The 25,559-nt window shown below is 40.2% G+C and carries 20 protein-coding genes; 9 read left to right on the forward strand and 11 right to left on the reverse strand.

All coding sequences use genetic code 11. The features are described 5' to 3' along the window. Positions 1 to 82: 82 nt before the first annotated feature. The 5 genes from nosZ to OWEHO_RS17120 form a co-directional block, all read right to left on the reverse strand. Positions 83 to 2,050 carry a Sec-dependent nitrous-oxide reductase gene (nosZ, locus tag OWEHO_RS17100; RefSeq protein WP_014203759.1) on the reverse strand — a complete coding sequence of 656 codons (1,968 nt, stop codon included), beginning with the start codon at positions 2,048 to 2,050 and terminating at the stop codon, positions 83 to 85. Between the two features lie 23 nt (positions 2,051 to 2,073). After that, entirely contained in the window at positions 2,074 to 2,562 is a 489-nt protein-coding gene (locus tag OWEHO_RS17105; RefSeq protein ID WP_014203760.1) for a c-type cytochrome, read from the reverse strand. 197 nt (positions 2,563 to 2,759) lie between these two features. Then, entirely contained in the window at positions 2,760 to 4,766 is a 2,007-nt protein-coding gene (locus OWEHO_RS17110) for a TonB-dependent receptor plug domain-containing protein (RefSeq protein WP_014203761.1), read from the reverse strand. A gap of 124 nt (positions 4,767 to 4,890) precedes the next feature. Beyond that, on the reverse strand, positions 4,891 to 5,724 hold the full coding sequence (locus tag OWEHO_RS17115) for a FixH family protein (protein WP_041627707.1): 834 nt from the start codon (positions 5,722 to 5,724) through the stop codon (positions 4,891 to 4,893). Positions 5,725 to 5,783: 59 nt separating this feature from the next. Next, positions 5,784 to 6,158, reverse strand: a complete 375-nt coding sequence (locus tag OWEHO_RS17120) for a hypothetical protein (RefSeq protein ID WP_014203763.1) — start codon at positions 6,156 to 6,158, stop codon at positions 5,784 to 5,786. A 123-nt stretch (positions 6,159 to 6,281) separates the two neighbouring features. On the opposite strand from OWEHO_RS17120, the gene OWEHO_RS17125 reads away from it, so the two are divergent. From OWEHO_RS17125 to OWEHO_RS17145, 5 genes are read left to right on the forward strand one after another with little or no spacing between them, the layout of a single operon-like run. After that, a complete protein-coding gene (locus OWEHO_RS17125) occupies positions 6,282 to 6,713 on the forward strand; it encodes an RrF2 family transcriptional regulator (RefSeq protein ID WP_014203764.1) in 432 nt (143 codons plus the stop codon). Between the two features lie 60 nt (positions 6,714 to 6,773). Beyond that, positions 6,774 to 7,520 carry an iron-sulfur cluster repair di-iron protein gene (gene ric / locus OWEHO_RS17130; RefSeq protein WP_014203765.1) on the forward strand — a complete coding sequence of 249 codons (747 nt, stop codon included), beginning with the start codon at positions 6,774 to 6,776 and terminating at the stop codon, positions 7,518 to 7,520. Between the two features lie 56 nt (positions 7,521 to 7,576). Further along, the gene (locus OWEHO_RS17135) at positions 7,577 to 7,966 is read left to right on the forward strand and encodes a group III truncated hemoglobin (RefSeq protein ID WP_014203766.1); all 390 of its coding nucleotides are present in this window, start codon (positions 7,577 to 7,579) and stop codon (positions 7,964 to 7,966) included. An 11-nt stretch (positions 7,967 to 7,977) separates the two neighbouring features. Next, positions 7,978 to 8,892: a tryptophan 2,3-dioxygenase family protein gene (locus OWEHO_RS17140; RefSeq protein WP_014203767.1), complete on the forward strand. Its 915-nt coding sequence runs from the start codon at positions 7,978 to 7,980 to the stop codon at positions 8,890 to 8,892. A 2-nt stretch (positions 8,893 to 8,894) separates the two neighbouring features. Next, complete coding sequence (locus OWEHO_RS17145) at positions 8,895 to 9,368, forward strand: hypothetical protein (RefSeq protein ID WP_014203768.1); 474 nt, start codon at positions 8,895 to 8,897, stop codon at positions 9,366 to 9,368. 4 nt (positions 9,369 to 9,372) lie between these two features. Here the strand turns inward: OWEHO_RS17145 and OWEHO_RS17150 are convergent, their stop codons facing one another. Then, positions 9,373 to 9,654 carry a hypothetical protein gene (locus OWEHO_RS17150; RefSeq protein WP_014203769.1) on the reverse strand — a complete coding sequence of 94 codons (282 nt, stop codon included), beginning with the start codon at positions 9,652 to 9,654 and terminating at the stop codon, positions 9,373 to 9,375. A gap of 75 nt (positions 9,655 to 9,729) precedes the next feature. Here OWEHO_RS17150 and OWEHO_RS17155 point away from each other — a divergent pair, with 75 nt between their 5' ends. Beyond that, positions 9,730 to 10,329, forward strand: coding sequence for a Crp/Fnr family transcriptional regulator (locus OWEHO_RS17155; protein WP_014203770.1), 600 nt, complete (start codon positions 9,730 to 9,732; stop codon positions 10,327 to 10,329). Positions 10,330 to 10,517: 188 nt separating this feature from the next. Beyond that, on the forward strand, positions 10,518 to 11,855 hold the full coding sequence (locus OWEHO_RS17160) for a T9SS type A sorting domain-containing protein (RefSeq protein ID WP_014203771.1): 1,338 nt from the start codon (positions 10,518 to 10,520) through the stop codon (positions 11,853 to 11,855). An 83-nt stretch (positions 11,856 to 11,938) separates the two neighbouring features. Here OWEHO_RS17160 and OWEHO_RS17165 read toward each other — a convergent pair whose 3' ends face one another. Both OWEHO_RS17165 and OWEHO_RS17170 read right to left on the reverse strand, forming a co-directional pair. Then, positions 11,939 to 12,577 (reverse strand): response regulator, encoded by a 639-nt coding sequence (locus OWEHO_RS17165; RefSeq protein ID WP_014203772.1) that lies wholly within the window; start codon positions 12,575 to 12,577, stop codon positions 11,939 to 11,941. 13 nt (positions 12,578 to 12,590) lie between these two features. Further along, positions 12,591 to 14,618 (reverse strand): tetratricopeptide repeat-containing sensor histidine kinase, encoded by a 2,028-nt coding sequence (locus tag OWEHO_RS17170; RefSeq protein WP_014203773.1) that lies wholly within the window; start codon positions 14,616 to 14,618, stop codon positions 12,591 to 12,593. A gap of 252 nt (positions 14,619 to 14,870) precedes the next feature. On the opposite strand from OWEHO_RS17170, the gene OWEHO_RS17175 reads away from it, so the two are divergent. Next, positions 14,871 to 22,199: a right-handed parallel beta-helix repeat-containing protein gene (locus OWEHO_RS17175; protein WP_014203774.1), complete on the forward strand. Its 7,329-nt coding sequence runs from the start codon at positions 14,871 to 14,873 to the stop codon at positions 22,197 to 22,199. A 61-nt stretch (positions 22,200 to 22,260) separates the two neighbouring features. Here OWEHO_RS17175 and OWEHO_RS17180 read toward each other — a convergent pair whose 3' ends face one another. Together OWEHO_RS17180 and OWEHO_RS17185 are read right to left on the reverse strand one after the other, a co-directional pair. Then, positions 22,261 to 22,773, reverse strand: coding sequence for a hypothetical protein (locus OWEHO_RS17180; RefSeq protein WP_014203775.1), 513 nt, complete (start codon positions 22,771 to 22,773; stop codon positions 22,261 to 22,263). A 1-nt stretch (position 22,774) separates the two neighbouring features. After that, a complete protein-coding gene (locus OWEHO_RS17185) occupies positions 22,775 to 23,671 on the reverse strand; it encodes a hypothetical protein (RefSeq protein ID WP_014203776.1) in 897 nt (298 codons plus the stop codon). A 134-nt stretch (positions 23,672 to 23,805) separates the two neighbouring features. Here OWEHO_RS17185 and OWEHO_RS17190 point away from each other — a divergent pair, with 134 nt between their 5' ends. Continuing rightward, entirely contained in the window at positions 23,806 to 24,816 is a 1,011-nt protein-coding gene (locus OWEHO_RS17190) for a hypothetical protein (protein WP_014203777.1), read from the forward strand. Between the two features lie 97 nt (positions 24,817 to 24,913). Here the strand turns inward: OWEHO_RS17190 and OWEHO_RS17195 are convergent, their stop codons facing one another. Beyond that, positions 24,914 to 25,552 carry a response regulator gene (locus OWEHO_RS17195; protein WP_014203778.1) on the reverse strand — a complete coding sequence of 213 codons (639 nt, stop codon included), beginning with the start codon at positions 25,550 to 25,552 and terminating at the stop codon, positions 24,914 to 24,916. Positions 25,553 to 25,559: the final 7 nt, after the last annotated feature.

The following is a 25,559-nucleotide window of genomic DNA, read 5'->3' on the forward strand; positions in this document are numbered from 1 at the left end:
AAAGGGGCTGTCTTTTATTAATGAAAGCACTTTCAATAATTCTAAACATCAGGCAGCCCCTTTGTACATACACGGTCATCTATTACTCACCAGTGGTAGCAGTTACTTCAGGAGCTTGCCCTTTGGCAGAAACTCTTAAGTATCCTTGCATTTCCTGGTGCAGTGCAGAGCAAAAGTCAGTACAGTAGAATGGAATTACCCCTGGCTTTTTAGGCTCCCACAGTAAGGTTTCGGTTTGTCCGGGCATTATCAGTAGTTCGGCAGTTTGTGCGCCCATTACTGAAAATCCGTGTGGTACATCCCAGTCTTGCTCAAGGTTAGTTACATGAAAATATACTTTGTCACCAACCTCAATACCTTCTACATTATCAGGAGCAAAGTGGCTACGTATAGTGGTCATATAAATGTGTACTTCATTGCCCTTTTTCTCCACACGAGTGTCTTTTTCACTCTTGGTGGCATATGGGTGCGCATTTTCTTCTAAGCTGTAAATTTTCTTACTGTTTGGTGCTACCAGGTCGGCTGGTATGGCCTGTGCATAGTGAGGCTCACCAATGGTAGGGAAGTCAAGAATGAGCTCCATTTTGTCTCCACTAATGTCATACAATTGAGCAGAGTGTGCTAACTCAGGACCGGTAGGCAGGTAGCGGTCTTTGGTGATTTTGTTAAGCGCCACCATGTATTTGCCCCAAGGCTCTTTACTATCTCCACCAGGTATCATTAGGTGACCAACAGAGTAATACGTAGGAATACGATCAAGTACTTCCCAAGTATCCAATTTCCATTTTACAACTTCACTACTGATAAAGAATGTGGTGTAGGCATTTCCTTTTCCATCAAACTCGGTGTGCAATGGTCCGAGGCCGCCACTTTCTACAGTTCCGGCTACCACATCTTCAAAGTTTAGCACAGGAATTCCATAAGCGTCTCCGGCAAAAGATTCATTTTCGATGGCCTGAATCATTTTGTCAAAGCTGTGCACAGTAAGGTTTGCATTAAGCTTACCGTTACCAATAATGTAAGAACCTGTAGGGTCTACGTCCACTCCGTGTGGAGATTTTGGTGTAGGCAAGAAGTAAACTACTCCCGGGTACTCGCTTGCATCAAGTACACGCACTTTGTTCCTTTTAATAGTTTCCGCCATGTGCTTGTTTTCGTCATAACGGTTTATCAAATATTCTGTATCCATTTCCTTAAACTTACCATCCTTGATATACTCCTGGGCTTTTTTCCAGTTGATGGCGGCTATGTAATCCTTATCGTTTTGAGAAGCGTTTACTTCTTTCAGCGTATGGCTTTGCTCAGTGTTGTATGTGGTAAAAAACATCCAGCCATGAGATTTTCCTTTTCCGGCATGTGCCAAATCATAATCATACCCAGGCATCAGTACTTGAAAGTCAATATCCATATGACCATGCTCCGGGTCTACAGAAATAAAAGACAAGGCTCCCTTAAAGTTTTCCTTGTAGGTAGCAATCGGCACATCTTTTTGAGGCACAGGTACACTAAAACGTGTTCCGGCCACTACATACTCACTGTTTTCGGTGGTAAAAGGAGAACTGTGATTTCCACCGGCATTTGGAAGTTCAATGATTTCAGCAGTTTCAAAAGTAGTAAGATCTACTCGGGCTACTCGTGGTGTGTTGTTACCATTAATGAAAATATACTTTCCGTCAGGTACTCCATTTGTTTGAGAAAGCTCAGGGTGGTGAGCATCATCCCAAGGGATAAAACCATGAGTGGTTTCAAGCAAAGGTTTGGTTTCTTCATTAAAACCATAACCTTTTTCACCATCTACAGAAAATACTGGGATAACCTTGAGAAGACGGCCAGATGGAAGCCCATACACACTTATTTGTCCACTAAAACCACCAGACATAAAAGAGTAAAACTCATCGTATTCGCCAGGGGCTACATATACTTTTTCTGCAGCGCTTGATCTGTTTATGGCACCACTTTTTTCGGTGCCTGCCTCACTGTTGTTGTTACAGCCTTGTGGCAGGGTCATCGCAAGAGCCACCACGGCCATTATTTTGGTTAAACGATTCATTGTTTATTTGTTTTAGGTTGTTACTAAAGTGTTCGGAAATACTCGAGAATCTTACGAGCATCTACTTCACTGATGTTTTGATCAGCCATGATGGCTCCATTTGCCTCAGCTAGTACTTGCTTGGCGATAGGGTCTTTTTGCACCATTTCTGTTGGGTTCATAATCATGTTCATCACCCATTCAGGAGTTCTTCTGTCAAGAATATCTTTAGGTGCAGGCCCTATATATTTCTTATCCGTTTTGTGGCAGGCAGCGCAGTTTTTTTCAAAAAGGGCTTGTCCTTCAGCTACCATTCCCTGGTCTATGGTTTCACCAAGTGTAACTTCAGATACAGGGCCAATTCCTTTGCTAGTCATCGGATCAATTGCCGGAGCTTTTTCTTCCTTCATAGCTTTTTCGTGGGCTACTACATCAGGAGTTTTTACCGTTTTTCTTTCTTCGGTTCCACCTCCGCCACATGCGGCCATCACCATCAAAATGGCAAAAACGGCTATGGTTGTTAACTTCTTCATGGGTTCTTTGATTTTTTAATTATACCACGAAGGTAGAAGGGGAAGAGGGGCTAAAAAATGACAATTATCATATAAAAGGACTTTTTAGTCTTTTATTAAGATGTGCTAAATTAAGTGCCTTAAATCCGGTGAAAAATCACGGTAAGTTACCGATCTTCGAAGGGGAACGGAATGCTAAAATTTGAAAGTCTATTGGGCTAGATTTCCAGTTTTAGTTTTAGCACAATATTTCGTCCCATGCTGGGTATACCACCCCAGTTGAGGTGATCACGGTAGTAGGTGTCTAGCAGGTTGTTGGCAGCTATTTCTACTTGTGTGTTCAATTTTTTGAATGGAAGGGTGTACCCGATTGCCGCATCTAGTAGAACATAGCCAGGAGTGTAGCGGTCGCCATATTCCGTATTGTAATGTTTTTGCTCTGCTGCCATTCGGCTTTGTGCCAAAAAGGAGAAACGTTTTAGACTATAATTTACTCCAATGGTACCTTGCAAAGGTGGTATAAGCGGTAGGTCTGCCTCAGGCCTAAAGCCACGTAAGTATTCCCCTTTAGCGGAAGTTACAAAAGATTTACTGAAAGCATACTCAGCACCAATCTCTACTCCCCAAAAGGTGGCTCCGCTTCTATTTTCATATTCGCGTACTCCGTTGGCGCCATAAGTCATTGCGCTATAGTTGGTGGTGAGCCCAAAGATGTAATCATAATATTGTTGTAAAAATAGAGTAGAAGAGAAGTTGAATTTTTTCTTGGTGTAGGTATAACCAACTTCTGCACTTAGTAGTTGCTCAGGCTTAAGGTCTGGATTGCCCAAATAGTCAAAACCATCGTGGGCATTATATAGATAAAAGCCATACAGCTCTGAAGTGGTAGGGCCTCTCATTCCGTAACCAATTGCGGCCGTTAGGGCATGTGTGTTAGAAAGGTGATGGGTGATGGAGCTTTTTATTTGAGGTAAAATAAATTGTCTATTTGTGCTCATGTCATAGCCCATGCCTTCCCATTGTTTATTGCCAAAATCATCCACTAACGCTGAGGTTTCATAATCCATTCTGATAGTAGTGTTCACATGGTTTTTACCAAACTTCCAGTTATCCGTAAGGCCTAACGCCATCCCATGAATGCGAGCATCGGGCCAGGTGAGCATAAACATGGGAGGCTCTGAATCATCATGGGGGTACATAGTCATTTCGGCTCTGCGGAAATTGGTGTAATACTCAGCAGCACCACTGATGGTGTGTTTTCCTACAGTCCAATCAAAAGCATTGAAAGTAAGTCCTGCCGTTTGGCTCCAGCCAGGCATATCCATGTGCATAAATACATTTTCGCGCTTAGTGTCATCCATTTCATGGTAAATGTCATTGTAGTACACTTTTAGGTCAAACCGGGTGAATGGACCAACGGAATGATAACTACTGTAGGTAAGCCCGCCAATCACAGCACGAGCTTTGCTTACATCCATGGTAAGGGCAGGGTAACCTACATCTGTAGCTAAATCGTAGATAAAGTCAAGCTTCAAAAAGCGTTTTGGCGAAAGCCTGTATACCGAGTTTAGCGCCCAGTTTTGCTTCTGGTTTTGAGAATATTGAATCTCTTGTCCATTGCCATCATAGTAGTTTCCATTTTGCAACCAACTTCCATTTAGCCGCCAGGCTAGTTTTTTGGTGTTGCTTTCTACATGCATGGCAGTATTAAAGCCATTGGTATTGGTTTGGTACTGTTGAATTAGGCCAAATCGCCAAGGTTTGGTTTGGCTAAATGTAGGTTCTTTGGTTTCCAGATTTAAGCTTCCGGCCAATCCGTTATTGGCACAGTGGCTTTCGCAGGCTGAGGCTACTTCGGCAGTGCTAAGGTTATTGGCCACAATGTAGGATGTGGATGGATCCATCCTATCCGTGCAGGCACTGTACACCCGCATTCCGTTTAGTTTCACCTGTATACGTCCATCTGCCTGACCGCGGTATACCACCTCTTGTGCAAAGCTCCCTCTTGAAATAAGGTTAACCCCTTTTAGCTGTTTAAGCTGAAGCTCCAATTGATGATTGTCCACAGAGTTTTTTAGGGTGTGTTCATTTTCCCAATTATCAATTACCACCACATCGCTAAGTTCAATGTGATCAAAGTTGATATGGGTAGTGTCTTGTGAATGATTTTGACCCCAAACAGCATAACCAGTGGCCAATAATAGGCTTAGAAATACACTTTTCATGGTAGGAAGAATTGAAGTGGGAACTCTAGGGAAGTTACAGAGCTACCCTGCCGGAAAATCAATTTGCCGACAGGATAGTACTGTTCTTTTGTTTATTAATATGGTAGGCGCTTAGGGTAGTATCTTACTGAAAAGTAATGTCAAAGAATCCATCAGCTTTGATTACACTGTCCTGAGCATCCATTATTTTCATATTCACCTTCCAATAGCCAGTCATGGTAAAGTTTACCTTACCACTATATAGACCATCACCCACGTGTGTCGGGTTCTCATTGTTGGGAGAGCCATGCCCCATACTAGGCATTTCGGGTTCTATTTCTATTTTGAGATCAGTAGCTGGCGGAAAACTCATCATGGTTTCGCGTTTGTACACCATTACTTCAAAGTCATTTAATCCCACTTCAGGGGCCATTGGTTCTTTGAGTGCCACAAAGTAGGTGTCATCATTTAGAGCAGACTTAAAGTTGTACAGCTTAGCTTCTTGCTTAGCTTCCACTTCTATAGTAAAAGTAGCAGTGTCCATTGATCCTCCATTCACTTCCACAAGCACTGAAAAGGTCCAGCTACCCATGGTGCCACTTGGCATTATAAAGGTAGAAGAGCCCATGTAGGCATCCATGTCCACATCAAAAGTAGGATTAGAAAATGGCGCACTGTGCATCATGGTTCCCATATCCATCATAGGTAAAAAACTCACCGTGGCATTTTCTATCATATTATCCGTTCCAGATTCCGTTAGGCGCACCGCAACATGATTGTAGCCAACAAAAGCATCTTCTCCAAAGTAGAGTTTTACATCTGCTGATGAGGTAGATTGTTCACCGGCTAGTACATAGCTGCTTAGGGCGTCATTGTTTTTTGGGGGAGTGGTGCTGTCGTCATCTTTATCACACGCACTGAATTGAAATGACAGACCAATGGTAAGTGCCATTGTGGCCCATTTATTTAGGGTTTTCATTATTTGAAAAAATTAGATTTAAAAAACGATTTTGAAAAATAGAATAGAGCTTTCGTTTTTTAAACCTGCGGAGGATGATCAATGGCCGCTAAATAAGGAATGCTGAGGTGTAGGCTCAAATTGTCATAAAATACTGGGGCACTTTCATTTTCCACGAAAGTGGCAACCCAACTATAGGTAGTAGGGGAGAAAAGCCTTAGGCTAGGAATCAAAACGGGAGGCTCAGTTTCGTTGTGCTTGTTTTCAGAAAGTGACAGCTGCTTGGCAAAAAAACATTTACCATCACAATGTAGCTCTGGGGTACTCTTGTTTTCACAAAGCTCTTGAACATAGTAGTCATAGCTCATCTGGTAGATGGCCGTCACCATGCTATTATATAGCTGTGAGCTGATCACTACCAAGATTAAGATGCTATTTGAAATTAACTTTCCCATTGATGGGTCAAAGATACAATAGAGCCTTAGGCTTATTTATGAGATTTATCAGTAAATTAAAATAAAAGATATTTTTATCCGAAATTGTAAAATACATTATATTTGTCGGGTAAAATTATTTCAATGTTTTCGAAGGCTTGTGAATACGGCATAAAGGCAATGATCTACATCGCTCAAAAAAGTGGTGAAGCGGGTAAGGTGAGCCTTAAAGAGATTGCTGCCGGCACAGACTCGCCTGTAGCTTTTACAGCAAAAATTTTACAAACACTATCAAGAGAAGGTTTGCTAATTTCCACCAAAGGGCCCACCGGAGGATTTATTTTGGCGGAGGCGCCAAGCAAAATGAATCTTGCACAAATTGTAAGCGCAATAGATGGTGACAGCGTTTTTGTGGGTTGTGGCTTAGGCTTAGAAACTTGCGATAGTGAAAGACCATGCCCTGTTCATCATAAATTTGAAATAGTACGTGATGAGCTTACGCTAATGCTAAACTCCACCACACTGCAAGAACTGGCATTGGGGCTTAAAAATGGTGCTAGCTTTTTAACCCGCTGATTTTTTTTGAATGTATTTAGGATAAAAAAGTCCTTTTTTAATAAATTAAATTTTTCAAATATGGAAGGTCTAGAACAAAGACAAATAGGAGAGTTGGTAGCTGAGAATTACAAACTGGCTACCGTATTTAAGAAACACAAAATTGACTTTTGCTGTCAAGGTGGTCGCACCATTAGCGATGCTTGTCAAAAGAAAGACATCAGCATTTGGGAAGTGATACGTGACCTGGAAGCAGTGATAAATGCCAAAGAGGATGACAGTACCGATTACAAAAGCTGGCCTTTGGATCTGTTGGCAGATTATATTGGGAAGAAGCATCACCGATATGTAGAAGCACGTTCACAAGAAATCAAACCGTTTTTGGATAAGCTTTGCAAAGTGCATGGCGATCGCCATCCGGAATTGTTTGAAATCAATGAACTCTTCACTGGTTCTGTGGGCGAACTGGCACAGCACATGAAAAAGGAAGAGCTGGTTTTATTTCCCTTTATCAGGAAAATGGTAGTGGCGAAAACCACAGGCGAGGCCATGTTTACTCCACATTTTGGTGCCGTAGAAAACCCTATTGCCATGATGATGCACGAACATGATGCGGAAGGGGAACGCTTTCGCAAAATTGCCGCACTGAGCAATGACTACAATCCGCCTGTTGATGCTTGCAATACTTACAGAGTAACTTTTGCCTTGCTACAGGAATTTGAAGATGACCTACACAAGCATATTCACTTGGAAAATAATATTCTTTTTCCGGGTGCAAAAGCTATGGAGGAAAACATGAAAGGCAGAGAATTGGAAAATACGCTGTAACACTTCGGGAGCTTGTATCTTTGTGCAAGATGTTAAGCGGAGAAAATATTGTGAATATGAAGAAAGATATCTCTCAATCGGAGGATATAAAGTTGATGGTAGACGAGTTTTACGGCAAAGTGCAAAGGAATCCATTGATCGGTCCCATATTTATTGGGGTGATAAAGGATAGATGGCCGGAGCATTTGGAAAAGATGTACAAATTTTGGGGAAGCATTCTGTTAGCGGAGAACACTTATAACGGAAGGCCATTTCCTCCTCATGCTCAAATGCCGCTCCAGCAAGAGCATTTCGAGGCATGGCTTGGCTTATTTTTACAGACGGTAGATGACCATTTTGAAGGGGCCATAGCCGATGAGGCTAAGATGCGAGCTCAAAATATGGCATCTATGTTTTTTCATAAAATAGAATATATTCACCAGCACCCAAATCAAAGAACCATATAAGCAGCCCTACTATGAGTGATGTGAATGACAGAATAGACGAGAAATATCGTAACCTGGGAGAGAATCCTGAAACCTATAAAGAAGGACTATTTCTATCTAAACCACTTACATATTGGGATTATATACAGGTAGATACTTTACTGTCATTACAAAAGCCGAGAACTGATTATGAAGATGAAAAGATATTCGTCATCTATCATCAGGTAACTGAGTTAATGCAAGAATTGGTGCTGCATGAGCTTAGGCAAATCACTGGCCCAATGCCTGTAACAGGTGAAAAGCTGGCAGAAAAAGTAAAGCGCATGATTCGCTACACGCGTATGCTCATTACTTCTTTTGACGTGATGCGCGAAGGGATGGATTATGATGATTACAATACATTTCACAAAGCTTTAGCCCCAGCCAGTGGTTTTCAAAGTGCAAATTTTAGATACATAGAACTTCGCTGCACATCACTGCCTAATTTGGTTAATTCAAGAGGTAAAAAGCGTTTGCCGCTCCGTCCTACTATAGATGACTTTTTTGACAACCTATATTGGAAAGATGCAGGTTTGAATCGTGAAACTTATGAAGCGAGCCTTACTTACACACTTTTTATGGAGAAGTATGGTGAGAACTTGAAAAAACTGGCTCGCGAAATGCAAGGCAACACCTTAGAAGATAAGGTAAATGCCCGCCTTGAAACTTGCTCACAGGAGACTCGTGAGTTGCTGCGCGAATTTGATAAACTATATAATATAGAATGGCCTTTGGTACACTTGCGTACCGCAGCACATTATTTGGATGCAAAAGGCGAAACTAAGGCTGCAACTGGTGGCAGCGAGTGGAAAAAGTATCTACACCCTATGTATCAGCAACGCAAGTTTTTTCCTAGCCTGTATAGTGAGGAGGAGCTAGAAAACTGGGGGAAAGATTATAAAATCTAGGAATGGACAAGCCCCAGCCCATCAAACGAGATAAATATTTACAACCATTAAGCCATGACCATCATCATGGCTTAATGCTTTGTTGGAAGATCAATAAGGGGCATAAGAAAGGTGTTTCTGCAGAACGGATTATGGCCTATGCAAAGCATTTTTTTGAAACACAACTTGAGCAGCATTTTAGGGAAGAAGAGGAATTGCTCTTTCCTCTGATAGGAATGAAAGACGAGGGAGTGATGCATGCCATGGACGGGCACAAGCGCTTGCGTGTGTTGTTTTTTGATGAAGAAAACCTGGATAATGCCTGCCAGCTAATTGCAAAAGAACTGAAGGCCCATATTCGTTTTGAAGAGCGGACCCTCTTTAACGTAATTCAAGAAAAAGCCGGAGCGGAAGAACTGCTGAAGATGAACCAGCAGTTACATTCCCGTCCGGCAGAACAATCTCTAAATACTTGGGAAGACCCATTTTGGGCCTAAGTTCTTAAAACAAAGAGATAAGGATCAAAAATAAGCTGGCGAGGATATTTGTAATAAATGACCATACTACCCAGCGCAAGGGAGCATGTGAAATTGCAGCTGCATTAGAGCCCATGGCTGTGCAGCTTATCAAAGCAATTTGCCAGGTAGGGGCGTTGTTCATCAAAATAACGATAAGAGCTACTGAGGCAACGTATGATCCGGCCATGAGAGTGACAGACATAATGCCGTAATAGCTGAATTGCAGCTGGTCAATTTTTGAATTTATACGACTTAAAGTACTCATAGATAATGTTTTTAATTCTGCTACAAATGTATTTTAGGATAAATTTGTCCTTTATGATTTCAATCATCTTTTAAAATGATTATTGAAGAAAAAATATTGGTGGCCTACGGGGCTACAAGACACATTTATAAAAAGGATGCAGTAATTTTTGAACAGGGAGATCAACCTCGATTTTACTTTGAATTAATAAATGGTGAGGTAAAAATTTGTAGCCTGAGTGAGGAGGGAAAGGAGTTTATTCAAAGAATATTTTCGGCAGGTAGGTGTTTTGGGGAGCCACCACTTTTTGGTGAGTTTGGATACCCAGGTAGTGCCATTGCATTGAACGATGTGAAGGTGTGGCAATTGCCCAAAGCTGGGTTTTATCAACTTATAAATGACCACCCAAAAATTCACTTTGAGATAACTCGTCAAATTGCCAACAGGCTACATTACAAAGCAATGATGGCTCAGGAAATTTCACATGAGGCACCTCGGCATCGAATTATGCGTTTGCTTAATTATTTGAAGCATGATATTTATGAAAAGACTGAAAAGTTTAACTATCAAGTAGAGCTTACACGACAGCAGATTGCGGATCTTACGGGCCTGCGAGTTGAGACGGCTATCAGAGCCATTAAAAAACTAGAGAAGGAAGGAGAAGTAAGAATTGATAAACGTAAGATTTGGGTTTGAAATCACTTTACAAACCCTTGTCAAAAATCGAGCACTTAGGCTTCTTAGATATTCCTTGACACAGCTGTTTTGAGAGAGAAATGTTTTTGACAGATCGGATAAGGCACATAACTACTGACTGTAAAGGACTGATGTAGTGTTGCTTTAATAGTTATATTTATAACTCAAATCAACAAACGTAACTTCAAATGCAAAAACACTATTCTTTCCTTTCAGGCTTTTTTTTGGTGATGTTTTTAATCAGCTCATTTTTGGTGAATGCCCAAAATATTCAACTGCAAAGCTCATCATTTCCATCCCTTCCTGCTACAAGTTGTACAAATACACAGTTAGATGTTTCGGTACTTAAGCTTTGTATAAATGCGGCTCACAATGGGAATACCTTTTCTATTTCTGGAAATACCATTACTGTATCATTAGATTATAGTCTTGGTCCAATTTGCCTTGGTGCTTTATCGATGAATACCGAGAACATAAATCTTGGAATGATTCCAGCTGGAACGTACAGCGTGGTTATTCAAGGTGTACTAAACTCATCTGTGGTATCTACAATAAATACATCACTTACTGTAAATTCATGCTGTAGTGCTGTTCCCGGGTTCACGCCTTCCCAATCTACAATCTGCGTAGGGGATTCGATTTACTTTAACAATACCAGTACAGGAGCCAGTGGCCAACAATGGTATGAAAATAATGTGGCAACGGTAACGTCTGCAAACTATGGCAAGCGATATAATACCATTGGGGTATACACTATAAAATTGGTAGTGTCAGGAACAGCCTGTTCTGATTCAATCACCAAAACAATTAACGTAACAGGTCCTCCTATTGTTAACTTAGGCTCTGATCGTACCATTTGCCCAGGCGACCAAGCTGTACTTGATGCAGGGGCGGGTAGAGATAGTATTGTTTGGAGTGATCAATCTACTCTTCGAAATTTAATAGTTACAAGCCAAGGTACCTATTACGTTGAGGTATTTAAAAACGGTTGTAGTGATAAGGACACAGTGACTGTTTCGTTTTACAATGTAATTGATGTCGACTTAGGAAATGATACCGTTATATGCGCTGGAGATACTTTAGAGCTTGACGCTACATTGACAGGAGCAACTTATAAGTGGCAAAATAACACCACTCAAAGTAGTTTCAAAGTTTATGCTGCAGGCACCTATCATGTAGAAAGGACCGATGCAAATGGATGCATGGCCAGAGACACCATTACAGTTGCTGTTGATACCAATTGCAACACCAGTGGCTTAGGAGAAAATGGAGCCTTTAGGGAGGTGTCAGTTTATCCTAACCCTGTAAAAAACAGAATTTCAGTGAACCTACCTTTGGGATCAAGCAAGGTGTTGTTTACTCTTGAAGTTTATGATGTTCAGGGAAAGCTTATAAAAAGCAAAAACATAGAAGCTGATAGCGCTGGAAGGCTATCTACAGATGTATCAGCAATAAACCCAGGTGTTTATACTTTGAGGTTGATGAGCAAAGATGAAAACTTCACCGCTCATTGGATAAAAGAATAGAGAACTGGTAATTTGTGAGTCTGCTAAAAACAAGAAGGGTCTGATAAAAAAATCAGGCCCTTCTTGTTTTCTCAAATGATGTTTTATACATCATAGCCATTGGCCATGGCGTATTTTACCAAGCCGGTAATATTACGAACACCTATTTTTTTCATAAGATTTGTACGGTGGCTATCAATCGTTTTGTGGCTAACATGAAGCTTTTCAGCAATTTCCTTGTTCGTATATCCTTGAGCAATAAGTGTAAGTATTTCTTTTTCCCTTGAGGTAAGATTGGCCATAGGAACCACAGGAGTGGAGCCAGGAATGATTTTTACTTTGCTCTGCTCTTCAAATATTGCCGGACTATAATAGCTTTTTCCATTCCTTACTAAGTCAATCGCCAAAAGAAACTCTTCACTATCCGAATGCTTTAGAATATAACCTTTGGCACCAAGCCTTACTACCTGGCGGTGTATTGATGAGTCACCAAACATACTGATGATAATCACCTTGGTGCTGAGAAAACAGTCATTTATATGTTTCATCACATCAAGCCCATTTACTTTGGGCATATGTAGGTCAAGAATTAAATAATCTGGACGATGCTGTTCAATAAGCTCAATAGCTTCTTCACCATCCGAAGCGGAACCTACCACTTCCAAGTCTCCAATTTTATTAATCAGCATGAGGTATCCCTCTAAAATTAATTTGTGGTCTTCGGCTATTACGATAGTTTCCATAATACTACTACGGTTAAGCTGTTTTTTTATTTGACTGATGGGAGTAAGGGATGGCTATATGCACGCATGTTCCGTTCTCTTTAGAAGACCGGATTCTCATTCGCCCGGAAAGAGCTTCCACTCTGGAATATATATTACTGATGCCTATCCCTTCAATTTTATCTTCCTGAACATACCCTATTCCATTATCCTCTACAATCAAAATCATCGTATCATCTCTAAGCAAAAGTTGAACACCCACATTTGTGGCATTTGCATGTTTCAATATGTTGGAAATCAACTCTTGAGTAATCCGATATAAGTGAACTTCAGTTTTTTCGGATAAACGTAAATCCACATTATGGGTTACCATATCAGCTTCTATCTCGGGATTGGTAAAAGAGCTTTTTAATAACTGTTCTATGGCCGCTTTGAGTCCGTTTTCTCTGAGAACTAAGGGCATCATTTGATGGGAAAGAGTTCGCACTTCTTTACACAAGGCATTTACCCTTTCCATAGTAACTTGCTGAGCATTGGGGGCTTCATCAAATTGTAACTGTAGTTTAAGAGCTGCTAATGATTGTCCGATGCCATCATGTAGCTCACGAGCAATGCGTTGTCGCTCGGTTTCCTGTACCTCCATCAGTTGCTCCAGTTGTTTAGTTTTCAAGGCAAACTTAAGTTTTTGATTTTCTTTCAAACCCTTCATTCTTATGAAGTATGTTACCCAAACTCCAATAACTATGAGGGTAATAAAAAGGACACCCATGGTGGCTTGTGTAGAACGGCTTTCTTTTAATTCTTCGTTCTTTCGGGTAATTGTTTGATTTTTAGCTCGTTCATTAAAATACATTTTTTCCAATTCACCCAGCTGCAATCTGCTTGAATATGTTTGCAAACTGTCTTTTAATGTTCCCCATTTTTTATAAAACAAAGAAGATTTTTCTGGAAGGTTTAATTGGAAGTATAAATCGGCAACCCCTTTATAGATATCAATTTCCGAAGCATAAAAATTTGTTGAGCTATAATTTTCTGTCAACTTCTTCAAACTATTCAATGTTGCTATGTTATCACCCCAGTAATGGTGCATTTGGGCCGAAAATAGAAGGGAGTTTGGGAATTCAGATTTTTCTACTTTGTGGAGCTCATTGATTGCAAAAAAGGCTTCTTCGGCAAGTTTGAAATTACCTTCACGAAGGTGCACCTGACCGATGGAAGTATGGATAACTTTGGCTCGATCCAGGCGACCTTTTTCAAGGCAAATTTTTAATGCTAATTGATAGTTTTCCAATGCGTGCTCAGTTTTACCATTTTCCAAAAGAATATTAGCGTATGAATGAATAACCGAGAATAGGAGAAACATTCCATCTCCATAGCTTATTGCTTTTGCAATGTAGGGTTCTGAATAGTCTGAAAATCCAAAATAGTTATAAATTCTTCCCATCAAAAAATAAGACATTGCCATGGAAAGCGAATCACCAGAAAGTTCAGCATATTGAATATCAAGAAAGGCATTTTCAAGACTTTCTTGCCATCTTTCAGCTTGCTGAAGTGTAATGGCTTTTTCATAGTATATGAATGCAGGTGTTTTTGGATTATCTTGTAAAAGGGCATAAGTCAGTGCTGTGTCAAAGTAGGGAAGAGCCTCTTCAATGGCTTCAATTCGCACTTTCCCTTCCAGCTTTATGATTTGTGCTTTTAGACAAAATATTTCAGCTAACCTTTTATTATTGACGTTGCTTTTATAATAATCATGTGATCTACTTAAATATTCTTTTGCCTTTTTAATGTCTTCAAAAACCCAGTAATCGGCCATTCTTAAGTTGTTATCCGCCCGATAAGCGGATGCTAGCTTTTTATCTTTAAGCAAATCGATTTTATGGGAAGCCAAATTGAGCAGAGCCAATGTACTGTCTGGTGAATAATTCACCATAGTTTCTGTCAAAGTGTGAATTTCTGAAATGCTAAGTGGAGAGTTCTTTTGTGCTTGTGCTGGCCTGACGGGAAGTACCAGCAGCAGTAGAATTATGAACTTCCAAATATGTATGTTTTTTGTTTTCATAGATGTCTGCTTATACAGCTTGAATCAGCTACAAAGAAAAGATGTACATCTCAATAATACATGTAATACCTATTCTAAGGTGAATACCGCAATTACCTAGGGTGGGTACCCTAGAGGGTATGTTCTGCAAGCCTTCAATATATAATTTCACCAGTCAAAACTACTGATTATCTGTGCTTAGTGAGGAATGAACTCATTATTTACGGTAAGCAGGAAAACTAACAAAATTTAAAATTTAAGTCCCCTTTTTTGATGAAAAAGAAATTACAGTTTATTAAGCATTTAGCGACACTTCTATTTGCGGTATGCATAGTTAATAGTGGCTATAGCCAAAATGCCCTTCATTTTGATGGAGTAGATGATTACGTGCAAACCACGTTTCCGGGGATATTAGGCGGTAGCACGCCAATTACAGTAGAAGCTTGGATAAAAAACAATAGTGGAGGTAATCCGCAGATCATAACAGACTGGGGTGCCAATGCAATTGGAAGCCGTTTTACATTTCGACTTCAGGATGTAGGGGGTATTAGTAATGTTCTCCGAATCGAAATTTCTGGATCCGGAATGAACGGAACTATTAACGTGGGGGATAGCACCTGGCATCATGTAGCTGTAGTGTATGATCCCAATGCCACAAATAATTATACACTTTATGTTGATGGTGTAATGGATGTACAAGGTAATATGTCTACTTCATTAAATATTCAGGGTGTATCCGATATGCGTATCGGTCAAAGAATGGCTTCTATGCAACCTCATAATTTTGATGGAGCAATGGAAGAAGTCAGGGTTTGGAATGTGGCCAGAACCCAAGCTCAGCTCATAGCTGATTCTGCTACCGAATTTTGCCAAGCACAAGCAGGGCTGGTAGCTTACCACAGGTTCAATAGTGGTACAGCTGGTGGTATCAATACAAATGATACTATATCTTATGACGAATCTGGGTTGAGTAATAATGGACAGCTTCATGGTTTTGCCCTTTCTGGGAATTTTTCTAATTGGGTAACAGGAAAGTTAACCCCCTGTGTTCCTCCATCATGCTTGAGCCCAGTCGGTCTTGGTGCAACCAATATTTCGCGCGCAACAGCGGATGTTTACTGGACTCAAAACAATGCGGGATCGACCTTTAAAGTGGAATATGGAACTTCAGGATTTACCTTGGGGCAGGGAATTAAATCAGCATCAACCAATGACACCATATCTCTAAGCGGTCTAACCGATTTGACCACGTATGATGTATATGTAAAAGAAATTTGCTCGGCTACAGATTCAAGTGCCTGGAGTTTATTTTCCTTTACTACCACATGTGCAAGCCTTTCAGGCACGTATACAGTCAATAAGAATGCTGGAGCAAGTGCTACTAATTTTACATCATTCACAGACTTAGCGAATGCGCTTTCGATATGTGGGATAAGTGGTCCACTCACCGTGAATGTAACCCCTGGTTCAGGAGTATATAATGAACAGGTAGAGTTTTTTGCTATACCCGGTGCATCTGCCACTAATACAGTTACAATTAACGGAAATGGTGAGTCTATTATAGATTCAGGTAGCACTAACTATGCAGCATTGGTACTTAACGGTACAGATCATATCATACTTGATTCATTGCATATTATGGCTGTCGGAACCTCAAACCGTATGGCACTTCAGTTTACCAATCAGGCAGACTCAAATATTGTACGCAACTGTGTTATTGAAATGGATGGAAGTGCAACAGCAACCACTACTGCTGCTTTGAGTTTTAGCGGTAGCCTTACCTCAACTACCACTGCAGGAAATAATGGTAATTATAACCTTATTGAAGGCAATGAGATCAGTGGAGGATATTATGGCGTGCGTCATGGTGGGCTTAGTGCTAGCTCCTATATAGAAGGTAACCAGTTTATCGATAATACCATCCGTGATTTTCAAGTGTACGGTCTGTATAGTACCTACACTACCGGCACTGTTATTCGTGGCAATGATATTCATCGCCTTAATAGAATGAGTGTATCTACTTTCTATGGAAGTTATAATAGAAATAGCTATGATCTGGAAATCAGCAACAACTGGTTCCATCACGGTTTTGCTCAGGCTACAGGTTCAGCAAGTGCCATGTATGGTGTGTATTCTACTTCATCTGATGCTAGCGTTGGCAGTGAGTGTAAGGTGTTTAATAACGTATTCAGTGATATGGATAATTCAGGTAGTTCATACTACATATATAACAGTGGTTCTGATAATTGGTGGTATTTTCATAATACCATATCTACTGGTGATCCAACTATAGGAGGAACTGGGGCGACTCGTATGTTCTATCAAACTGGTTCAGCTACGGGAGTAAAGTTTAAGAATAACATAGTATATATGGATAGGGGTACCGCTGGAGCAAATTATATGCTTTATCTGAACTCATCTTCGTCTTATGAGATTGATAACAACGGATATTATATGCCTTCCGCTGGAACAGGCAATTTCAACTTTGGTTATTACGGAGGTAATATATCTGACCTTACAGCTTGGAAGGCGGTGAACAGCAGTGCATTTGATCAAAATAGCGCTGAAGGAGATCCTTTCTTTGTGGATCCCTCTACGGGTGATTATACACCAACAGCTGCTTATTTTAATAATATAGGAGACAACCTCCAGACTGTGGTTGCCACAGATATTAATGGTGCGGCTCGCAGTACTACACCTGACCCCGGTGCTTATGAGTTTATTCCACCTCCCGGTCCTGATATGAGCATTCTTAATATTTACCCAGGAGGCGCTAGTTGTGGAACCACCACCGATATTATTATAGCGGTAAGCAACCAAGGAACAGATACGGTCAATTCATATAATGTAAATTATTCTGTAAATGGAGTAACTCAAACTCCAATTGCAATGGTGGGTGTGTTTGCTAGTGGTGAGGTTGATTCAATTTCAATTACAGGACTTCCTATCTCAGGGTCTTCTTTTACCTCCGTGGTTGTAACGTTGACGAGTATTGCACCCGGAGTAGATACTGACCCAGCAAACAATTCAGGAACAATTGATTTGCGCGCAGGCCTTAGCGGGACATATACATTGGATCAATCTACCGCGGCAAGTGCTACTAACTTTGTGTCATTTTCCAGTCTTACTCAGTCGCTTATGAACTATGGTGTTTGTGGGCCTGTAACGGTAAATCTTGTAGGAACAAGTACTACCTATACGGAGCAATTCATGCTATCAGAGATTCCCGGAGTGTCAGCTTCTAATACTGTGACTATCAACGGAAATGGCAATACATTACAGTTTCTTGCAACCAGCTCTGCAGAGAGAGCTACAGTTACCCTTAATGGAACAGATTGGTTAACCATCGACAGCTTGAATATTACAGCATTAGGAAGTTCTGGCGATTATGGTTTTGGAGTAATGCTAACCAACAATGCTGATCACAATACAATTCGTAATTGTATTATTACTTCTGCTGATGATCAAACAAGTACCAGTTTTGGAGGACTTACTATTTCCGGGTCAGTCGCAAGTGCTACTACCTATGGTCAAAGTGGTAATTACAACACAATTGAAGGTAACACAATTCATGGTGGTTACTATGGTATTACATGTGTTGGAGAGAGTTCAGACTCTACTAATGGAAATATCATTAGAAATAATATTATTGAAGATTTCCATTATTATGGTGCGTATATCTACTATAACCGCGATCTTGAGTTTTCGGGTAACAACGTTTCCAGAGCGGGAAGAACCACCACAACCACCCTTTACGCTTTAAGATTTTACCATAATGGGTCAGCTAAAATTGTTGGAAATAAAATACATGACGGTTTTACAGGAAACCCAACTTCTACAAGTTCTTCGTATTACCTGTATGTCCTTTCTATGGAAGGCACTGCATCCAATCCTTCTGAAATAGCTAATAACCTGGTGTACAATACGGAAAGTGAAGGGGTAACCTTTGGTATGTATTTCAGCAACTTAACAAATACTACCATAGCCCATAATACAATTGCATTAGAAGATCTAGCATACCAAGGAACTGCTACTTATACATATTGCCGTGGTGTATTTTTTGCATCAACAATGAATAATGTTGACTTTAGTAACAACTTAATTTACTATGATGTTAACGGCCCTAGCGGAAATGGTTCTTGTTTGGTATATGCTAGTACTTTGCCGAGTAGCATGGATAATAATGCCTATTACGTAGGAGCAAATACTCCTGACAATTTTGGCTACTCCGGTGGATTCGCTAGCACCTTTAGCGCTTGGCAATCAAGTACCAGCCAAGAGGTCAGTTCTGTATTTAGTAATCCTTACTTTACGGATTTAGCCAATGATAACTTTACTCCTCAAACCACGGTGCTTGACGGAATGGGAGCTGATCTTACCAGCATTATTTCTGAGGACATAAATGGTGTAATTAGAACAATACCAACTGATCCGGGAGCTATTGAATTTACAGGAGCACCTTGTACAGGTCTTTTGGGTATAACGGATACAGTTACAGCTAATTCTGCAACGGTTATGTGGGAAGGGCCTGGCCAGAATGCAGACATCATTTGGGGACCAGTAGGTTTTATGCAAGCTTCGATTACCCCAGATACGGTATATGTGTTGGCTCCTGATACCAGTGGCACCATGCTCGGTATGAACAGCAATAGCTGTTATGAATACTATATTAAGTTAAACTGTACTAGCAGCATTCCCGGAGCTCCAGCCTTGATGGGCCCTTATACGGTTTGCACTGATTGCGCAGGAGGAGGGCTTAACGGAACCTACACTGTAGGAGGCACTCCAGGGCCTAGTAACTTTGCAACCCTTGACTCGGTGATTGATGCACTCACAGGCTGTGGTATTAATGGCCCTGTTGTATTCAATTTGCAAGGAGGTACCCACAATGCTTTCACCCTTGGGAATGTAGATGGAAGCAGTGCTACTAACACCATTACCTTTAATGGTTCAGCTAACTATGGAGATAGTATAATTGCCACTGGGCAGACTGCAGCTATTGAACTTGATAGAACGGCTCACGTAAGTTTCAATGGAATTTACGCGGAGAACTCCGGCATGTATGTAGTGTGGATGCATAATGAGACGTACGGAGTTAGTTTTGACAATTGTCACTTAATGGGAAATCCATCTACTTCCTCTCTCAGTTCTGTACTTGCAGCTACGGCTTCTGCTACGAGCGCTACCACTGCCGGAAATAGCGTTTCTCACCTGAATGTGAGTAACTGTAAGATTACGGGTAACTACTATGGAGTTTCCCTTTACGGTACTTCTTCGGCTTCTAAATCATCTGTTGCGACTTTGATTAACAATGAGTTAACCAATCAGTATTACTATGGTATGAGAACCCAGCATATGGATAGTGTATCTATAGAAGGCAACTCTGTCACCGGGCTTAGAAATGCATCAGGCTCATATGGTATGCATATCTACTATACCGACAATGTTGAAATAATTGGCAATGAAGTGTATGGTGCAGACAATCATGCCTTGTACGTGACCTATTCAAACTATTCTAATTCCACCCCTGGTAGCTATAGCATAATTGCGAATAACATGCTTCAGTCAAACAGTGGATCTGGTATATATGTAAACTTCCCTGAAAATCTGGATATATTCCACAACTCTATTCAAGGAGGAGGATTATACGGTATGTACCTTACTGGTTCATCTTCAATCACCGCGGGTGTTGATGTTCGTAATAATATTATAGAGAATTCAGGAACAGGTACGTCTTTATATGTGTCAACTACCCCAGGTAATACCACCATCGATTACAACCTGTACAACTCAGGTGGTAATATCGGAAATGGCGAAGCTACACTTGCTTCATGGAAAACTGCGAATACTGCGTGGAACCAGAACTCTATTCAGGCAGCTCCTGGATTTGTATCTGCTAATGATTTTCATATTGTAGGTACTGTACCCAATGATTTGGGAGACAATACAGTTGGTATTACCGTAGATTTTGATAGCGATACAAGACCAGCATCAGGTTCTACTAGTGTGGATATTGGTGCTGATGAATACACCCCATTGAGTTATGATGTGACTCCGGATATGATTATTGCTCCACTTAGTGGAAACTGTGGTGATAGCAATATGGCAGTGAGCGTAGTGCTTACTAATCTTGGTGTACAACCGGTAACAAATGTTGGCGTTACTGTGAATGTTACTGGAGCCAATACAGCTACACTTTCAGGATCTTATAGTGGTCCGTTAGCATCACTAATGAGTGATACGATAACTATCTCTGGCTTTAATTCCTATATGGGAGGTAACTTCAACTTTGAAGTAATACTTTCTTATACCGGAGATCAGAATACTAATAACGATACCCTACAAGTTAACGGTATTGAAATCATTTCGGTTCAACCTATGGTTTACCCAATTTATGGTATTTGTACCAATGACACAACTGGTGCCTTTGCTGCTGTTTCACAAAGCGGAATTGTTCATAATTGGTATCAGAATGCTACTGATGTAACACCATTTGCTACTGGTGATACGGTAAGTGTTTCACCTAACCAAACATTGTTTTTAGATCGTTCCAAAGAAGTGGATCAATTAGTGGTGGATGCTCCGCACACCAGTTCACAATTTGGAAATATGTTTAAGATATATGTTAAAAATGATTTCACTTTTACAGGTTTCTCATTTGTGCCAGCTAGCAGTGGAACCGTTGAGCCTATTGCTTTTTACAAACAAGGAAACTTTGTAGGCCACGAAACTACCCGTGGAGACTGGACAGCTATTGATTCGCTTACAATAACGGGAGCATCGGCTAATGCTTGGTATCGTATTAACTTCACCTCTCCGGTTCAATTTACAACAGGAGACACGATTTCCTTTTACTTAGCCAACAAGCAAGGAACCAAAATCAGATGGGAGAATATTACATCATTAAATGCGGTGGGAGACTTATTCTTCAACAATGCCGATTTTGAATATTATGCAGGTGTAACCGGAGCTTATTTTGGCAACAATATGACTTCGGGAGGTCCTAGAGCGGTAAGCTCTATTATGCATTACTCAAGTAATGATGTTTGTGGCAACAACCGTATTGCTCTAACCATGGGCGTGCGTAATGATTCAGCTGTAGCTGATTTTACATCTATTGTAAATGCCAATGGTGCTGATGTTGACTTTGATGCTTCAGCTTCAAAAGGGCAAGTATACACCTGGGATTTTGGAGATGGACAATCAGGATCTGGTGTAAATACTACAAATACTTATGGAGCCGCAGGTAGTTATACTGTTACCCTTACTGTTACAGATACTATTTGCGGAACTACCGATACCATTTCAAAAACGGTATTGGCTACCGTGAGCCTAACGGAGCTTTCGCTAAGCGGAAGGGTAGAAGTGTATCCAAATCCAAACAATGGTAAGTTTAATGTAAACCTTGATTTGGTAGGTGGACAAGACGTACAGTTAGCACTTGTAAACACCGTTGGACAAGTGGTTTATACCAAAGATTTAGGTCGCGTAGGTGGCCATGTAGAAACCGAATTGCACATTGAGAACCTTGCACCGGGAGTTTATTACCTACGTGTAATGGCCAATGGAAAATCAACAACTGTAAAGATTACAGTTCTATAAATTTGGAAATTGGGTTATTTCCTTAAATAGGAGAGGGCTGCTCGAAAGAGTAGCCCTTTTTTTATTCCTCAAAAGTAGGATTGGCTAAAAATACTTGCCACACCTGTTTGCTCATTTTGCCAAAGGCCTTATTAACCTTTACAATTATCAAGTCGGCTTTAAATGTGGGCAATGTGTTGATGGTTGAAACTTGTCCTAAAACACCTTCCTTTGGTTCAAATTTTAACTCTACAGGTTTACCGGTTTGCTTCTGTACGATAGTTTGTGCCTTTTGCATTACAAGATCTATATCCACAGAATCACCTTCAGCTACAAAAAACAGCTCGGGCACTTTTTTCTCTACATACTTTTGGTTTGACACATTTGTGGAGTTTTGCAAGTACACAGTATTGTACTCAAAAAGGGTTTGAGCTTTTTGCATACCAGCTTCTATAAATGCAGCTGAATCCGCTGGCTCTAATGACTTCTTTTCAAAACGGTTTTGCATTTTGCCATAGCTATTGTCGCTTTGGGCGCCAAGGCTAAATGTGACCAGGCAAATTGCCAAGCTAAATATGTTTTTTGCTGCTTTCATATTAATTGTCTTTTTGTACAAATCGTAGATTAATAATCTGGTCATCCTCGTACACTATGTCTTGTATTTCTAAATTCTTTAAACTGTTTACGGGCAAAATCAAGCGGTCTATAAACTCTTCCTTGTTCAATATTTCAATACCATCGTGTTTCGGATGGCTTTGAAAAATAACTGCATCATTGTGAATGGCCTTTTGCAATTGACGCTGGCGTTTTTCCCAGTTTTTATGCTCTGTTCGCGAAAAATAATTAAGCATCATAGCGTAATCATCAGGGTAGAGTTTCAATAGCAAAGTGTCTTTAGCTTCTTCTTTTCGAACAAAAGTTTCTAATTCTTTATAGTAGGCTCCATTCACTTTTAGAGTGTCGCTTTCGCGGAATTCGAAAACAGTCAAACCTCGCTTCATTCTTCCTTTATTTTTACCAAAAGCTATCCTTAGATTATTTTGTGAAACAGATTCTAGTGTGTAAGCATCGGTGAAAACAACTACCAGCTTTTGCTTTTTGGGAAACAGTGCATACACTCCAAATCCAGCAAGTATTACCACCGCAAGAGTAAAATAGATAAGCTTTGAGCGATTTTTCTTTTCAGCTTTTGGAGTTACTTCATTTTGGTGCTTAAAGTCGTCCCAGTTTTTAAAACCACAATACTGGCTCAGTAGGTTGAGAACATCCACACGGGGTAGTTTATCACTTTTGTTTTTGAAGTGTAAGTACACCCACTTTTCGCTCACCGTGCTTTTGCATTTTTCCTCAAGGTCTACCTGAAAAGTTTGAATATCACTGCCTGACCATTCTTTAAATTCTTTGCGAATATTCAGGCTAGTTTCAACTTCTTTTTGCAACGTGTATTTCAGTTGTTCAAAGTAGATAAGCTCTTGTTTTTTTGTGGACTCCAAATCTAGATAGCGGTGTTTGTAATGTCTTGTAAAACTCCTGTAAAATAAGATACAATCCTTATACCGAGGGCTTACAAGGTGTTTTTTGTTGTAATGCGGTGCTTTGGCTAAGTATTAATTAAAAACACAAAATCATGTTTAAATTAAAATTGATAGCTACGGCCGCATTGCTTAGCACAGCTCTTACGGTGATAGGGCAGGTAAAAGGCAATTATGATTATAGAGCTAATAGCAGCATTGCTACCATGCGAGAGGCTTCTTCAAACCAAAACTATGGACTCATTAATATGCCAGCTCTTGGCGATTTAACTTTTAGTATAAAAGGGTTGTATAATGCTCCGGCAGATTCATACTTGGCCATATTTACCTCCACACAAGTTGGCGAAACCCAAAGGGAAGCCAACGATTTACTCCGGGCAAAAATCGACTCTATAAGAAGCGGGGTGCTTAGAAAATCCGGGGATGTGGAAATGTTTGTAGACATGATTTCATTTGTTCCGCTTTATGAAACACAGGCTGCAAAAAAGATATTTTCAAAAACCACTTACAATGAAATTCCAATTGGCTTTGAGCTAAAAAAGAATTTACACTTTAAGTATTCTGATCCCAAAGTGTTAGAATACCTAGTGACCATTTGTGCCGAAAACGAAATTTATGATTTGGTTCGTGTAGACTATTTTATTGAAGACATTGATAAGAAAAAGGATAAGATGATAATGAAGGCCGAAGGGATGCTCAAACAGAAAATACTTAGACATGGCCAGCTCACCAATGAAGATTATAAAGATAAAGACCGCCAAATGACCGAAGGCTTCTTGATTCATTTGCCACATGAGCAATATCAGTCATACACGGTTTTTAGTTCAAACGCGATGTATGTAAAGCAGTCAGGTGCTGTAAATGTTGCTCCAAAATCCACATCTCAATTTTATATGCCCAAATTCAATAAGAATTATGATTTTGTACTAAACCCTTCCATGCTGGAGCCTGTGGTACAAATAGAATATGAAGTAAAAATGAGATTGGTTCCAAAACCTGAAAAACCAAAAGAGAAGAAAGAACCAAAGGAAGTGGTTAAAGAGAAAATAGAGAAACAGATATTCTGGGTAACTCCAACAGGGGATATAAAGCAACTAAATTTCTAGGATGAAAAAACCTTAAAAAAGATGAACCCCAAATATCATATAAGATCTTTAGGGTTCATCCTTTTTAAATAGTAATTAATTGGTGATATAAGAGTGGCTATACCTCGTAGCCATTTGCAATGGCATATTTTACCAAACCAGTCACGTTATGCACATTTATTTTTTTCATGAGGTTGGAGCGATGTGAGTCAATAGTTTTATGACTTAAAATAAGCTGGCTCCCAATTTCCTTGTTGGTGTATCCTTGAGCAATTAGAATAAGTATTTCCTCTTCTCTAGCCGAAAGGCTTACCAAGGGGATTATTTGTGAAGAACCAGGCAAAGTTTGGCACTTAGTATGTTCTTCAAATATGGCGGGGCTGTAATAGCTTTTACCATTCATTACCAAGCTCATTGCAAGAAGAAATTCTTCACGATCAGAGTTCTTTAAGAGATAACCTTTTGCACCAAGGCGCACCACAGCTTGGTGCATCGAAGGGTCACCAAACATACTTATTACAATTACTTTGGTCTTTGGAAAATACTCTGAAACATGCCTTAGAACATCCAGGCCATTAACCACAGGCATGTGCAAATCCAAAATCAGATAGTTGGGCTGGTGTTTTTCTATTTCATCGATTGCCTGTTGCCCATCAAAAGCAGTTGCCACAATTTCAAGATCGTCAATATCATCAATCAGCATGCGATATCCCTCAATGATTAGGTTGTGGTCCTCGGCAAGTATTATTGTGTTCATAGTATTG

Origin of the sequence: Owenweeksia hongkongensis DSM 17368, assembly GCF_000236705.1 — a bacterium.
GTDB lineage: Bacteria > Bacteroidota > Bacteroidia > Flavobacteriales > Schleiferiaceae > Owenweeksia > Owenweeksia hongkongensis.